The sequence below is a fragment of the Mycobacteriales bacterium genome (assembly GCA_035533475.1).
In the GTDB taxonomy this organism is placed as follows: Bacteria; Actinomycetota; Actinomycetes; order DATLTS01; family DATLTS01; genus DATLTS01.
The window spans coordinates 33,809-47,535 of sequence record DATLTS010000064.1 but is presented as its reverse complement, the minus strand read 5'-3'; the positions used below and the strand labels follow the sequence as shown (position 1 = coordinate 47,535).

Genomic DNA, 13,727 nt, shown 5'->3' with positions numbered 1-13,727 from the left:
CGCCCGGCCGCACCGACGCGCGGCGGCGCGGGCGGACGGCGTGGAGGAATTGCCGGTTTCGTGGCGAACTGCAACCGAGCGTGATCGGGATCCGCGAGAGGGGCAATGGGATGGGTCGCAACCGCCGGCTGGGTCTTCTGGGGCTGGCCGTGGTCGCCGCCGTGGTCGCCGCCGTGGCCGGGGCAGGGGCCGGCCAGGGCGGCCCGGTGGGGCCGGTGGGGATCCAGCACGTCTACCCCGGGGGGACGAACCCGGAGGGGATGGATTCCGCCCTGCCGCCGGCGCCGCTGAACACGCTCGCGTCGCTGGACAACGTCGGGGACTATCTGCGCTACCACGAGCAGGCCGCGGCCCTGCCGGTGGCCGACGCGAACCTCCAGTGGCGCGACCGCGGTCCGTTCGGCATCGACATGCCCCCGGGGTACTCCCAGTCCGGTGAGCGCTTCGAGACGGTCTCCGGGATGGGCACGGCGATCGCCGTGCCGGCCGGGAGCCCGGACACCGTCTTCGTCGGGAACATGGGCGGGCTGTGGAAGAGCGCCGACGGGGGAGCGCACTGGGTCAACCTGACCGACGGCAAGATCCCGACCGTCGCCGTCGGCGCGATCGGCCTCGACCCGGCCCGGCCCGGGGACATCTACGTCGGGACCGGCATCTCCTACCTCACCCTGTCCGGTGACGCCAACGGCACCGGGATCTACGTCTCGCACGACGGGGGCAAGACCTTCACCCGGCCGGCCCAAACCACCACCGGGTACGGCACGAACCGGATCCTCGTCACCCCACAGGCGGTGTTCGCCGCGACCAACAACGGTCTGTTCCGCTCGATCGATCACGGCGCGAGCTTCAGCCGGGTTCCCCTGCCGACCAACGCCGCCGGCACGGCGGAGGCCATCGGCAAGTTCGCCAACTGGGTGAGCGACGTCGTAGCCAAGCCCGGCACCCCCGATGAGATCACCGCCGCGGTCGGGTTCCCGGAGGGCAAGGTAAAGCTGGCCGACGGCACCATCGCCGCGCCCGGCAACGGGCTGTACCGGTCGACCACCGGCGGCGGCCCGGGCAGCTTCAGCCGGATGGCCGGTAGCAGCCAGCTCACCAACCCGGCGGCTAGCTCCGACCCGATCGGGCGGATCTCGCTCGCCTACGGCCAGGCGCCGATGCAGGGCGACGTGCTCTGGGCCCTCGTCTCGGACGCCGGGCTCACCGCCGGGCTGGCCCCGGCCGGGCTGAACCAGATCCAGACGGCCGCCGGCCGTAGCCTCAACGCGGACAACACGGTCGTCAACGGCGTCTACCGCTCCGACACCGACGGCACGGCGTGGACGGTGAAAGCGAACGCGCCCAGCCTGCTGGCGGCGGTCGGGTCGACGATTTCCAGTGTCGCCCCACTCGGCTACGGACCCGGCGTGCAGGCCTACTACAACAACTGGATCGCCACCGATCCGAAGGTGCCGGACCAGGTCTATTTCGGGCTGGAGGAGGGCTACCAGTCCACGGCGAACGCCGGTCCCACGCCGGGGCTGATGGCGCTCACCTCGATCGAGAAGTACGCCGACATCTGCGGCTTCCAGAGCTACTTCCAGAACGTGACGAACGGCGCGGCCTGCCCGAACGAGACGCCGATCTACGGCGGCACGACCACCCACCCCGACCAGCATTCGGCAGTGGTCGTGGCCACGCCGACCGGGTCGCGGATCTACACCGGAAACGACGGGGGCTTCTTCCGCCAGGACAGCCACACGCTGCCCACCGGTCAGATCGGCTTCGACAACCAGAGCTGGACCGCCATCAACGACATGTCGAGCGTCGAACCGTGGCACGTGGCGCTGCTGCCCGACCAGGAGGTGATCGCCGGGCTCCAGGACAACGGGGCTCCGCTCGTCGACAGCCACGGGCACGGGATCGAGGTGTGCGGCGGCGACGGGATCAACGTCATGGCGACCCCCGACCCGAACGTCTTCTACTGCAGCTACGTGAACGCCCTGCTGTACGTGACGACGGACCACGGCCACCACATCACCGAGATCCAGCCGGCGCTCACCAATCCGGGCTTCCTCTCCCCGGACATTCTCGACCCGACCGACCCGAACCACCTGATCGCCGCCGGCGAGAACGTCATGGAGAGCCGGCAGGGAGCGAACACCAAGGTGACCTTCGACCCGGTGACCGGCACGATCATCAGCGACGGCGACTGGCAGACGTCCTTCGACGCCGGGATGAGCCCGTCGATCAGCCCCACGACCGGCCAGCCGATCCCGTACACGTCGAGCGCCCTCGCCGCCCGCGGGGCGGTGATCTACGCGGCCATGTGCGGGGCGTGCCGGACCACGACCGCCGATCCGCGGCTGATCCACGATGCCATCGCAACCGACGTCAAGCCCGGCTGCACCCCGGCGGTGCACTCGACGAACTGCTGGCATCTGGCCAAGAGCCTCGGGCTGCCGCATCTGGAGGTCAGCGGGATCGCGATCGACCCGACCGACCCGCGGACCATCTACGTCAGCTGCGACGCCGACAGCCTCTACGAGTACCCCGTGCCGGTCGCCGGCGCGCAACGGGTCCTGGTGAGCCACGACGGCGGCGACCACTTCACCGACGTCAGCGGCGACCTGCCCCGCACCAACGTGCACGCCATCGTGTGGCGAGCCGGCCAGATCATCGTCGCCACCGACGTCGGCATCTTCGTCGACGCCGCCGGTGATGGGCACTGGAGCCGGCTCGGCACCGGGAATCCGACCGGAGTGGTCGCCCGCGACCTCAGCCTCGACCCCACCGGACGTTACCTGCTGGCTAGTGAATACGGCCGCGGGGTGTGGGAGCTGGACTTCGGGGCGAAGGCGGTCAGCAGCGGCGGCCCCGGGCCGAAAGGCGAACCGGTCGTCGTCCCAACCCGTTCCACCGGCTCCCTCCCGGCAACAGGTTCGTCACCCTGGCTTGCGGTCCTGGCCGTGCTCGCGGTCGGCTCCGGTCTCCTGCTCGCCTGGCGTCGCCGCCGGTCCTAGGCAGGGGACTGCGCCGGGGACTGCGCCGGGGATTGCGCCGGTACGTGGCTCCGGCCGGCCCGCTGCGCCCACCAAGCCTGGCCGGCGGTCGGCAGGGCGTGCAGCGGGTCGTAGTACGGGTAGCGTCGGTCCAGCGCCTCCGGGTCGGCCAGCTCGATGCCGGTCCGGTAGTTCTTCGTCCAGTAGCTGATCCCGTGCGTTCGGTCGTACTCGTCGATCTGGTGCACCCAGCGCTTCCCCACGTAGGGAACGTCGCAGACCACGCGCGGGGTGGCGAATCCCGGCAGGTAACCCATGATCGCGTGCTGCAACGCCTGCGCCTCGCCGACCGAGATCCGCCAGTGCTCGGCACCCGGGATCATGTCGCACAGGTAGAAGTAGTAGGGGAGGATCCCAGCCCCGTCCTGCAAGGCGAAGCAGAGGTCGAGCAGGGCGTTCTGGTCGGTGTTCACCCCGCGGAGCAGCACCCCCTGGTTCCGGACGTCGCGGACGCCGGCGTCGAGCATCGCCTGGGTGGCCCGGGCGACCAGCGGGGTCACCGACGCCGCGGTGTTCACGTGGGTGTGGATGGCAAGCCCCACCCCGCGGGCCCGGGCGGTCGCCGCGAGCCGCGCCATTCCGGCCCGAACGTCTTCGGCGAGCCAGTGCTGCGGCATGCCCATCAAGGCCTTCGAGGCGAGCCGGATGTCGCGGATCGTGTCGATCTCCAGCAGGCGCGCGACGAAGTCCTCGAGCCGCCGCCACGGCAGGTTGGCGACGTCGCCGCCGGAGACAACCACGTCTCGCACCCCCGGCGTCCGGCGCAGGTAGCCGATCATCGCGTCGAGCCGGTCGACCGGCTTGAGCCGGAACCGGGTCTTGTCGACCTGCTGGGTCGACGTGCCGACCAGGTCCATCCGGGTGCAGTGCCCGCAGTACTGCGGGCAGGTGGAGACGATCTCGGCGAGCACCTTGGTCGGATACCGGTGCGTGAGGCCCTCGACGACCCACATCTCCGCCTCGTGCAACGAGTCCCGGCTCGCGTACGGGTGGCTCGGCCAGTTCGGATCGCGGTCGGAGCGCACCGGGAGCATGTAGCGGCGGACCGGGTCGGCGTACACCGCGTCGACGTCGGGCACCCGGTCCGCCACGATCGTGTTGAGCATCTGCGGCGGGAGCAGCAGGGCCATCGTCGCCTGCTCCGCCTGGTCCCGTTCCGCGTCGGCGTAGAAGCCGTCCGGGAGCAGGTCCCCGTAGACCGCGCGCAGCTCCCGCAGCGACTTCACGCAATGCGCGCGCTGCCATTGCGCGGATTCCCACTGCGCCGTCGTGACGTCCCGCCAGCCGGGCAACCGGGTCCAGTCCGGCTCGACGAGGGCGCGCTGCCGGTAGACATACGGCTGCTCCATGAGCGACACCCCCTCGCAGGAAGATATCCATCCAGATGGATAGGTTACCGGAAGAATTCCGCTACGCTCTGGTCAGCGCCTTCTTTTTCTTCAACGCCGGGGAACCGCACATGACCGACACCGCCCCGTTACGCAGCCGGCGGGCTGGCAGTTCCCCGGTCGGGCTGCACCGGGTCGTGGATCCGCCGGGTGTCCTGCCCCAGGCGGCCGACGTCCTCGACACCGACCCGGAACTGTGGCCGGACGAGGTGCGGATCGCACTCGAATGGCTCAACCTCGACGCGGCCTCGGTGCGGCAGCTGGCCGAGGCGCACCCGGACGATCCCGACCGACGCCGGGCGGCGGTGCTCGAGATCGTCACCCGCCGGGGCAAGATGCACAACCCGGTGACCGGGTCCGGCGGGATGCTGGTGGGGGTCGTCGACGCGGTGGGCCCGGAGTCACCGCTCGGGCTGCGGGTGGGGCAGCGGGTCGCCAGCCTGGTCTCGCTCACCCTCACCCCGCTGGCCATCACCGACCGGCTGGCCGGCTGGGACGGTAACGGTGGGCAGGTACCGTGCACCGGGCACGCGATCCTGTTCGCCCGCTCGGTCGCCTCCGGGTTACCCGAGGATCTGCCCACCCCGCTCGCGCTCGCCGTTCTCGACGTCTGCGGCGCGCCGGCGCTCACCGCGCGGGTGGTCGCGGGACGACCCGGCGGGTCGGTAGCCGTGCTCGGCGCCGCCGGTAAGAGCGGGTCGCTGAGTCTGGCCGCTGCTCGCCGGGCGGGTGCGGGCCGGTTGGTCGGCGTGGTCCCGGACGTGGCTGAACGCGATCGGTTGCTGGCCGCCGACCTGGCCGACGAGGTCGTCCTCGCCGACGCCCGGGATCCGATCGGGCTGGCCGAGGCGGTGGGGGAGCCGGTGGACCTCACCGTGGTCTGCGTCGACGTGCCCGGCTGCGAGGGCCCGGCGATCCTCGCCACCGCCGCCGGCGGCACCGTGCTCTTCTTCAGCATGGCCACGTCGTTCACCGCGGCGGCGCTCGGCGCGGAGGGCCTCGGGGCCGACGTCACGCTGCTGGTCGGCAACGGCTTCGTGCCGGGCCACGCCGAGCTGGCCTTCGACCTGGTCCGGGCTCACGCCGGCTTGCGAGCCCTGCTGGAGGAGCGAGTTGGCCTTCAGACCTCGGCCGGGCCCCAGATCCCGTCTAAACCTCTACTTGAGGGTATTCCATGAGCGGCCTGCGTCTCGGCCGCGCGGACGTCCGCCGGGCCCGGCGGCTGGCGGCAGCGGCCGGCGCCCCCATCGTCGAGCTGGCCCGCAGCCACACCACGGTATCGGTCGAGCGGGCCGTGCTCCGGCTGGCCGGGATCGGCGGCGCGGACGCCGAGGGGATTCCCTGGGTCAACCGTCTGGTCGACGCCGTCGCGGCCGAGGTCGGGTTGGCGCACGGCGTGGCCCTGCCGGTCTTCGACGCGCTGGCCCGCGACCGGCTGACCCTCGGCAGCCTTGCCGAGAAGGCGGCCGCCGGGGGGGTCCGGTTCGCCGTTCCGGTCGGGGCGGCGCGGGAGCGCGCCCGGCGGGCCGGCCGCCGGGTGGTGGGGCGCGGCCTCGCGCTGATCGACCGCCAACGCGTGGAACGTGAGCGTCTGGCCGACCGGCTCGGCGACCCGCCGCGGCCCTGGATCTACCTGATCGTCGCGACCGGGGACATCTACGAGGACATCCCGCAGGCGCAGGCGGCCGCCCGGGAAGGCGCGGACGTGATCGCCGTGATCCGGTCGACCGGGCAGTCGCTGCTCGACTACGTACCGGAGGGAGCGACCCGGGAGGGCTACGCCGGCACCTACGCGACCCAGGAGAACTTCCGGCTCATGCGGGCCGCCCTCGACGAGGTCTCCCGCGAGCTGGGCCGCTACGTCCGGCTCACCAACTACGCGTCCGGGCTGTGCATGCCGGAGATCGCGGTCCTCGCCGGCCTCGAGCGCCTCGACATGATGCTCAACGACAGCATGTACGGGATCATCTTCCGCGACATCAACCCGTATCGGACATTCATCGATCAAAGGTTTAGTCGACAAATCCACGCACGGGCCGGCATCGTCATCAACACCGGCGAGGACAACTACCTCACTACGGCGGACGCCGTCGACGCCGCGCACACGGTGGTGGTCAGCCACCTGCTCAACGAGTACTTCGCCCATGAGGCCGGGCTGGCCGACTGGCAGATCGGCCTCGGCCACGCCTTCGAGATCAACCCCGCGCTGCCGGACCAGTTCCGCCTCGAGCTGGCGCACGCGCTGCTCGTCCGGGAGCTGTTCCCGGCCGCGCCGCTGAAGTACATGCCGCCGACGAAGCACATGACCGGGAACGTGTTCGCCGGGTACCTGCTGAACGGCTTTTTCAACCTGGCCGGTCTGCTCACCGGGCAGCAGATCATCCTGGTCGGCATGATGACCGAGGGGATCGTCACCCCGTTCCTCTCCGATCGGGACCTCGCCCTGGAGAACGTGCGATACGTCCGGTCCGCCGTCGGCGGCCTGGCCGAGGACTTCCGCCCCGCGCCGGACGGGTTCATCGCGACCCGGGCCCGAGCGGTGCTCGCCGAGGCCATCTGCTCGCTCGAGCAGGTGAACCGGGACGGGCTGCTCGCCGCGATCGGGGCGGGCACGTTCGGCATCACCCGGCGCCCGGCGACCGGGGGGCGGGGCCTCGAGGGGGTCCACCGGCAGGCCGACGACTACCACAACCCAGCCACCGAGCTGCTCGAGGAGGGGCACCAGTGAGCGGATCCCGGCAGGTGCGGGCCTACGGCGACACCACCGGCGACGGCATGGTGCAGCTGTCGTTCACCCTCCCGGTCGCCGCCGGGCCGGTCGCGACCGCCGCGGCGACGGCGTTCGCGGGAGGGCTGGGGCTCGATCCGGCTCTCGTCGTGCACGCCAAGGCGATGGGTCCCGACTTCACCTTCTTCGTCGTCTACGGGCGCAGCCGGGTGGTCGTCGACCTGGACGCGGTCGCGGTCCCCGTCCAGGAATACCCCATCCTGGCCGCCAAAGAGATCAACCTCAAGCTGAGGTCGATACTGGGACGCCGCCTGGTGGTCGTAGGGGCTTGCATCGGCACCGACGCCCACACGGTCGGGATCGACGCCATCCTCAACGTCAAGGGACATGCCGGGGAGAAGGGGCTCGAGTACTACCGGGAGATCCAGGTGGTCAACCTCGGCGCCCAGGTGCTCGTCACCGACCTGGTCGAGGCGGCCCGACGGGAGCGTGCCGACGCGGTGCTGGTCAGCCAGGTCGTCACGCAGCGCGACGCCCATCTGACGAATACCCGGGAGCTGTCCACGGCCTTCACCGCGGCCTGGCCTGACCGGGTCGGCCGGCCGCTGCTCGTAGTCGGGGGACCGCGTTTCGACCCGGCGGCCGCCGCCGAGCTGGGGGTGGACCGCGTCTTCGCGAAGGGGACCACCCCACGGGAGGTCGCCTCCTACCTCGTGCACGCCCTGGCCGCGACCGCCGGCGCCAGCGCTCGGCGGTCCGCGTGAGCGGCCCGGTCCCGCGGCCGGGGGAGAGCGTCACGCACCGCCGCTACGTGCCGCACGGGCACGCCCACTACGGCGGCGGCCTGGTCGACGGCGCCTACGTGCTCGGCCTGTTCGGTGACGTCGCGACCGAGCTGTGCCTGCGGACCGACGGCGACGAGGGCCTTTTCGCCGGCTACGCGGAGGTGAGTTTCGCGGCGCCGGTCCGGGCCGGTGACGTCCTCGAGGCCACCGGCACGCTGCTCCGCGTCGGCCGGCGCAGCCGGGAGATCGGGTTCGAGGCTCGGGTCCTGGCCCGGGCCGCACCCGAGATCTCCCCGTCGGCCGGCCGGCTGCTCGACCCGCCGGTCGTGGCGGTTCGGGCCCGCGGGACGGTGGTCGTGCCGGGAACTGGGCCGGTTGGGTGATCCGGGCCCGCCGTTCGGTCAGTTCCGAAATCTTCCAAGATTTCCGATCAGTGGCCTCACCTGGGAAATCGCGCGTTTTCCCTGCTCAGAGGCCAGTTGCGGTCCGCGCTGGGGTGCGCTAGCTTCCGCGCTGTCCGTAAGGGACGGCCAGCGGAGCGGCCTTCCGAAATCCGAGGGGCACTGGGTCAGCCGTCGACGGTACTTGGCACAAGGGCCGTCGTGCGGGTGCCAGGCGCAGTGGCCGCGGGAGCGCGGGACGAACCGAGCTCCGCTAGTGGGGGTGCGATCACCCGGGAAGGACCCGGGCGCCCAGTAGACAACGGTTGTCAGGCTCGCCGCCAGCGAGCTGAGGCCGGTCCGAAGGGCGTCCGGGTTCACTTCCTTTTTTCCGCCACCAGCCACGCGACCGCAGGCCAGGGTCCCCACTGGACCCGTCTCCGGAAGGCCGGTCAGCGGATCTGCCGTATCCGGCCCGCAACGCCCCAGGCCCGGTCAGCCGTGAGGATCGGCACGTCCAAGCGGTCCCCGAGTGCCAGGCAGAGCCGGTCGGCCAGCGAGCGGCCCTGAGCCGAGCGCCAACTCCTCGCTGCCCGTTCGGCATCCTCAACGGTCACCGGCTCGATGACGAGGCCATAGCTGAGGAGTAGCGAACGGGAAAGGGCCCAGTCCCGACCATGGCCACGGACCTTCTGGGCCACCTCGGACCAGTTCGCCGCACCGCACACCCCTCCCGCTTCGAGGGCTGTCTCAACCAATGCCGAGCCGTCCTCACCTTGGAGATAGGCCAGGAGCGCCGAGGCGTCTACGACGTTCAATCCCACGTGGCGGGCGGTTACGCCGCGTCTTCGGCAGCTGCCTCGGCGCGGCGATCGGCGAGCAGCTCTGCTACGAGGTCCAGCCCAGCCAGGTCCGTACGAACCCGATCACGCAACTGCGCACGCGTGAAAAGGACGAGGCCCGCCGACGTCTCGAACAGGACGACGGGAGTGCCTTCCGCAAGCCCGGCACGGTCGCGAACCTCGGCGGGGATAACGAGCCTGCCCCGATCACCCATCGTTACCTGATACGTCCCACTCATGTCTTCAATATACCACTGGCTGTGCCGTCGTGGGAGGGCATCGGAGGCACTTCAGCGCCGTTCGGCCGAGTCATGTACCGGCCCTCGAGCTGCTCCCTTGAGGATGTCCGCTACGGCGTCCAACGCGTCCGGCACTTCTCGCCGGTTCGAATCAGGACGACGCTTCACCGGACTTCTCGCCCCGGTGCTCCGCGTGCGGACCAGGTAGCGTCCTTGGTGCGGGGATGCCGAGGAGGTGGCGGGGTGGCACGGCCGGTGACTTCCGCGCCTACGCCGACCTCCGTGCCGACACCACCCCCGGGCGGCGCGACGCGCGGCACCCGGTCGCCCTCCGGCTGGACCGGCCGGCGCCTGCTCGTTGCCCGGCTGACCGCGGCCGCCGCCGGTGGCCTGGCCGAATTCGCCACCGCCCCGCCCCGGGCGGCCTGGCCGCTGGGCATCCTCGGCACCGGTCTGGTGGTCTTCGCGGTCCGCGGGGCCCGGGCGCGGACCGGGGCCCTCGTCGGCTTCGTCTACGGGCTCGCCCTGTTCCTCCCGCTGCTGTCCTGGCTCCGCCACGTCGGCCCCGACGCCTGGCTGCTCCTCACCCTGGTCGAGGCGGTGTGGCTCGCGGCGCTCGGCGCCGGGCTCGCGCTGGTCGCCCGGCTGCCGGGCTGGCCAGCCTGGGTGGCCGCCGTCTGGGTCGCCGGGGAGTGGGCACGGGACCGGTTTCCCTTCGGTGGGTTCACCTGGGGCCGGCTCGCCTACGGTCAGTTCCACTCGCCGCTCACCCCGCTGGCCGCGCTCGGCGGGGCGCCGCTCGTCACCGCCGCCGTGGCACTGGCCGGGGCACTGCTCGTCGTGGCCGTCGGGGCTGGGGTCGGTCGGCGCGCGCCGGTCGCCGCCGCCGCCGCCCTGGCCGGGGCGCTGGCGCTGGTCTGGGTGGGCCTCGCGGTCCCGGTGCCGACCGGCGGTCAGCCGATCCGCGTGGCCGCGGTTCAAGGCGACGTGCCCCGGCTGGGCCTCGACGCGTTCAACCAGGCCTACCAGGTGTTGCGCAACCAGACCGCGGTCACCGAGGGGCTGGCCAGCCAGATCGCGACCGGTACCCGGCCACCCCCCGCGTTCGTCGTCTGGCCGGAGAACTCCTCCGATCTCGACCCGCTGACCACCCCGCTCGCGCGGACCCTGATCGACACCGCCGCCCGGGCGGTCGGTCGCCCGATCCTCGTCGGCGCGGTCCTCGACGGACCCGGCCCGCACCACGTGCGCAACGCCGGCATCGTGTGGGACCCGCGGACCGGACCTGGCGCGATCTATGTCAAACGCCACCTCGTGCCGTTCGGCGAGTACATCCCGTTCCGCTCGCTCATCGGCGGCCTGATCGGGCGGTTCTCCCTGATCCCGGCCGATTTCGTGCCCGGGCACCGGCCGGGGGTGCTCCGCATCGGGTCACATCCGATCGGCGACGTCATCTGCTTCGAGGTGACGTTCGACTCGGCGGTGCGCGACGTCGTGACCGGGGGCGCCCAGCTACTCGTCGTGCAGACCAACGACGCGACGTTCGAATCCCCCGGGGACTCCGGCACGGCGGGGGAGTCGGCGCAGCAGCTGTCGGTCGCACAGCTGCGGGCGGTGGAGCACGGCCGGGCGGTGGTCGTCGCGTCAACCAGCGGGGTCAGTGCCCTGGTCGGCCCGGACGGGCGGATCATCGCCCGCAGCGGCATATTCACCCCGGCCATCCTCGACGCGACGCTGCCGCTGCGGGGATCGGAGACGATCGCCGACCGGCTCGGCCCGATCCCGGACGACGTCCTCGCCGCGATCGGCCTGGCCGCGCTCGTGGTGGCCGGCTTCCGGAGGCGATCCGCTTGACCGGCCGGGTGCTCGTCGTGATTCCCACCTACAACGAGCGGGACAGCCTCCCCAGGATCGCCGCGCGCCTGCGGGCCGCCGTGCCGGCGGCTGAGGTGCTCGTTGTGGATGATGGGAGCCCGGATGGCACCGGCGAGATCGCCGACCGGCTGGCGGCCACCGACCGGCAGATCCATGCCCTTCACCGGCCGGGCAAGGCCGGGCTCGGCGGCGCGTACATCGCCGGGTTCGGCTGGGCCCTGGAGCGGGGCTTCGAGGTCGTCGTGGAGATGGACGCCGACGGCTCGCACGCCCCCGAGGAGCTGCCCAAGCTGCTCGACGCGCTCGCCGACGCCGACCTAGTGCTGGGTTCCCGCTGGGTGCCCGGGGGGGCGGTGGCGAACTGGTCCCGGCACCGCCGGGTGCTGTCCCGGGGCGGGAACGGCTACGCCAGGGTGATGCTCGGGGTCCCGATCGCCGACATCACCGGCGGCTACCGGGCGTTCCGCCGGGTGGTGCTCGAGGCGCTGCCGCTGGCGGAGATCGCGTCGCAGGGGTACTGCTTCCAGGTCGACCTCGCCTGGCGAGCCTGGCGGATGGGTTTCCGGGTCGTCGAGGTGCCGATCACCTTCGTCGAGCGCGACGCCGGGACGAGCAAGATGAGCCGGGCGATCGTCGCCGAGGCGTTGTGGCGGGTGACCGTGTGGGGGCTGGGCACCGGCCGGTCCAGGCGGGGCACCCCGGATCCCCGGCCCGCCGCCGAAGGGGCGTCCGGCCCGGTGCCGCCGTGATCGGCGGGGTGCTGCTCGCCGGGCTGGGTCTGCTCGCCGCCGAGCTGTACGTCATCGTGCTGGTCGCGCACGCGATCGGGTTCGCCCCGGCGCTGGCCCTGCTGCTCGCGGTCAGCCTGCTCGGCGGCTCGCTGGTCCGCCGCGAGGGGGCCCGGACCTGGCGGCGCTTCCGGGCCGGTGTGGAGACCGGACGCAGCCCCGATCGCGAGGTCGTCGACGGGGCGCTGCTACTGCTCGGCGGCGCGCTGCTCGTCCCGCCGGGATTCGTCACCGACGCGGTCGGCCTGCTCCTGGTCCTGCCGGTGACCCGGCCCTTGTTCCGCCGGCTGGTCACCCGGGGCACCACCCGCTGGCTCGGGCGGCGCGGCGGGGTACGGGTGGTCGGCTGGGGCCCGCCGGAGCGCGGGCCGGGATCCGGACCGGAGGGTGGGCCGAAGGTCCTCGACGGAGACTTCCTCGACCCCCCGGGAACGGTCCACTAGGGCCGGAATAGGACCAGGCCACGCGTCCGGGGGGGTGGAGGCGTGGCCTGGGGTTCGGGGGACGGCAGTCTAGAACAAACCGCCGCGGCGGTTTGTTCTAGGCGGTCTTGCGGGCGTGCGACTGGCTCTGGCGAAGCACGGCGAGCCGCTCGGCGAGGACCAGTTCCAGGTCCTCCGGGGTCCGCCGTTCCAGCAGCATGTCCCAGTGGGTCCGGCTCGGCTTGACCTTCTTCGCCGCCGGCTCGGTACCGTCCACCCGTCGCGCGATGGCCCCGCAGGCCTTGCACTCCCACGCGGTGGGGGCTTCGGCGCCCTCGGCGATCGGAACGGTGAAGCTGTGCCCACGCGGGCAGGCGAACTCGACCGATCGGCGCGGCGCCAGGTCCGTGTTCCGGTCGGTCTCATAGCTCGCCGCCCCGAGGCGGCTGCCCCGGAGAATGCGCTCGGCCATCAACTTCGCCTCCCGGCGGTTCGGACGTTCCAGATCTGGTAACGAACCGGGCAGTGAAAGGATTCCCCGGGGGAGCGGGATCACCCGTGCAGCCCAACAACTTCTAGACGCGGAGGCGGGCTGTGCGGTTGCCCTCGACGGCAGATGTGATCCCGCTCACGGGCGGTCTCCGACTCGGCATCGGCGGCGTCATGCTGGCCCGCCCGGGGCTGCTCGGTGCCGTCTTGGGGATGGACCGCGCGACCGCCCGCCGATCAGGCTGGCTGGCCCAGATGATCGCCGGCCGGGAGTTGGCCCTCGGCATGGGCACCCTCGTCTCCGGCCGACAGGGCGGCGCCCGCCCGTGGCTCGCCGGGCAGATGATCGCCGACAGCGTCGACGCGGTCGCGCTGGCGCTCGCGATCCGGGCCAAGGCGGTGCATCCGCTCCTCGCCGGCGCGGTGGTCGGGGTCGCCGGGCTGGCCATCGCCGCCGAGGCCGCCGCCTGGCGGGCCGCGGCCCGTCCCTGATCGGCCCCTCCCGGTCGGCCCCCTTCCGCGGTCGGCCCCTTCCCGGTCGAGTGCCGATAAGGAACCTTATGTCAAGTTGGGCGGTTGAGGCAGGGCTAGCCCCCCTCCCCCTTGGCAAACCCCCCGAGCCGGCCCACCGCCCGACCGGGCCGAGTGTGCAATTTCTGCACGAAATTCCGCCCGGCTGAGCGTGGCCGATCGACAAAATTGCACACTCGGCGTTGGACGCCCCGGAAAGCAGGCCGGGAACCGGACAAA

At 72.1% G+C, this 13,727-nt stretch carries 13 protein-coding genes; 9 read left to right on the top strand and 4 right to left on the bottom strand.

The features are described from left to right. The first annotated feature begins 110 nt into the window (after positions 1 to 110). The gene (locus VNG13_15335; GenBank protein HVA61888.1) at positions 111 to 3,002 is read left to right on the top strand and encodes an LPXTG cell wall anchor domain-containing protein; all 2,892 of its coding nucleotides are present in this window, start codon (positions 111 to 113) and stop codon (positions 3,000 to 3,002) included. Here VNG13_15335 and VNG13_15330 read toward each other — a convergent pair. Further along, complete coding sequence (locus tag VNG13_15330) at positions 2,999 to 4,390, bottom strand: lysine 2,3-aminomutase (protein HVA61887.1); 1,392 nt, start codon at positions 4,388 to 4,390, stop codon at positions 2,999 to 3,001. The genes VNG13_15335 and VNG13_15330 overlap by 4 nt on opposite strands. Before the next feature lie 35 nt (positions 4,391 to 4,425). Here VNG13_15330 and VNG13_15325 point away from each other — a divergent pair, with 35 nt between their 5' ends. From VNG13_15325 to VNG13_15310, 4 genes are read left to right on the top strand one after another with little or no spacing between them, the layout of a single operon-like run. Next, positions 4,426 to 5,607 (top strand): L-erythro-3,5-diaminohexanoate dehydrogenase, encoded by a 1,182-nt coding sequence (locus VNG13_15325; protein HVA61886.1) that lies wholly within the window; start codon positions 4,426 to 4,428, stop codon positions 5,605 to 5,607. Then, complete coding sequence (locus tag VNG13_15320; protein ID HVA61885.1) at positions 5,604 to 7,157, top strand: lysine 5,6-aminomutase subunit alpha; 1,554 nt, start codon at positions 5,604 to 5,606, stop codon at positions 7,155 to 7,157. The genes VNG13_15325 and VNG13_15320 overlap by 4 nt, the downstream gene beginning before the upstream one ends. Continuing rightward, positions 7,154 to 7,921, top strand: a complete 768-nt coding sequence (locus VNG13_15315; protein HVA61884.1) for an OAM dimerization domain-containing protein — start codon at positions 7,154 to 7,156, stop codon at positions 7,919 to 7,921. Before VNG13_15320 ends, VNG13_15315 begins: the two co-directional genes overlap by 4 nt. After that, entirely contained in the window at positions 7,918 to 8,325 is a 408-nt protein-coding gene (locus tag VNG13_15310) for a hotdog fold domain-containing protein (GenBank protein HVA61883.1), read from the top strand. The genes VNG13_15315 and VNG13_15310 overlap by 4 nt, the downstream gene beginning before the upstream one ends. 449 nt (positions 8,326 to 8,774) lie before the next feature. Here VNG13_15310 and VNG13_15305 read toward each other — a convergent pair whose 3' ends face one another. Both VNG13_15305 and VNG13_15300 read right to left on the bottom strand, forming a co-directional pair. Next, positions 8,775 to 9,146 (bottom strand): PIN domain-containing protein, encoded by a 372-nt coding sequence (locus VNG13_15305; protein ID HVA61882.1) that lies wholly within the window; start codon positions 9,144 to 9,146, stop codon positions 8,775 to 8,777. Positions 9,147 to 9,157: 11 nt separating this feature from the next. Next, a complete protein-coding gene (locus tag VNG13_15300) occupies positions 9,158 to 9,403 on the bottom strand; it encodes an AbrB/MazE/SpoVT family DNA-binding domain-containing protein (protein HVA61881.1) in 246 nt (81 codons plus the stop codon). Between the two features lie 282 nt (positions 9,404 to 9,685). On the opposite strand from VNG13_15300, the gene lnt reads away from it, so the two are divergent. From lnt to VNG13_15285, 3 genes are read left to right on the top strand one after another with little or no spacing between them, the layout of a single operon-like run. After that, positions 9,686 to 11,257 (top strand): apolipoprotein N-acyltransferase, encoded by a 1,572-nt coding sequence (gene lnt, locus VNG13_15295; protein HVA61880.1) that lies wholly within the window; start codon positions 9,686 to 9,688, stop codon positions 11,255 to 11,257. Further along, positions 11,254 to 12,027: a polyprenol monophosphomannose synthase gene (locus tag VNG13_15290; GenBank protein HVA61879.1), complete on the top strand. Its 774-nt coding sequence runs from the start codon at positions 11,254 to 11,256 to the stop codon at positions 12,025 to 12,027. Before lnt ends, VNG13_15290 begins: the two co-directional genes overlap by 4 nt. Next, positions 12,024 to 12,509: an FxsA family protein gene (locus VNG13_15285; GenBank protein ID HVA61878.1), complete on the top strand. Its 486-nt coding sequence runs from the start codon at positions 12,024 to 12,026 to the stop codon at positions 12,507 to 12,509. Before VNG13_15290 ends, VNG13_15285 begins: the two co-directional genes overlap by 4 nt. A 97-nt stretch (positions 12,510 to 12,606) precedes the next feature. Here the strand turns inward: VNG13_15285 and VNG13_15280 are convergent, their stop codons facing one another. Continuing rightward, positions 12,607 to 12,960 carry an RNA polymerase-binding protein RbpA gene (locus tag VNG13_15280; protein ID HVA61877.1) on the bottom strand — a complete coding sequence of 118 codons (354 nt, stop codon included), beginning with the start codon at positions 12,958 to 12,960 and terminating at the stop codon, positions 12,607 to 12,609. A 146-nt stretch (positions 12,961 to 13,106) separates the two neighbouring features. Here VNG13_15280 and VNG13_15275 point away from each other — a divergent pair, with 146 nt between their 5' ends. Beyond that, positions 13,107 to 13,469 (top strand): hypothetical protein, encoded by a 363-nt coding sequence (locus VNG13_15275; protein HVA61876.1) that lies wholly within the window; start codon positions 13,107 to 13,109, stop codon positions 13,467 to 13,469. Positions 13,470 to 13,727: the final 258 nt, after the last annotated feature.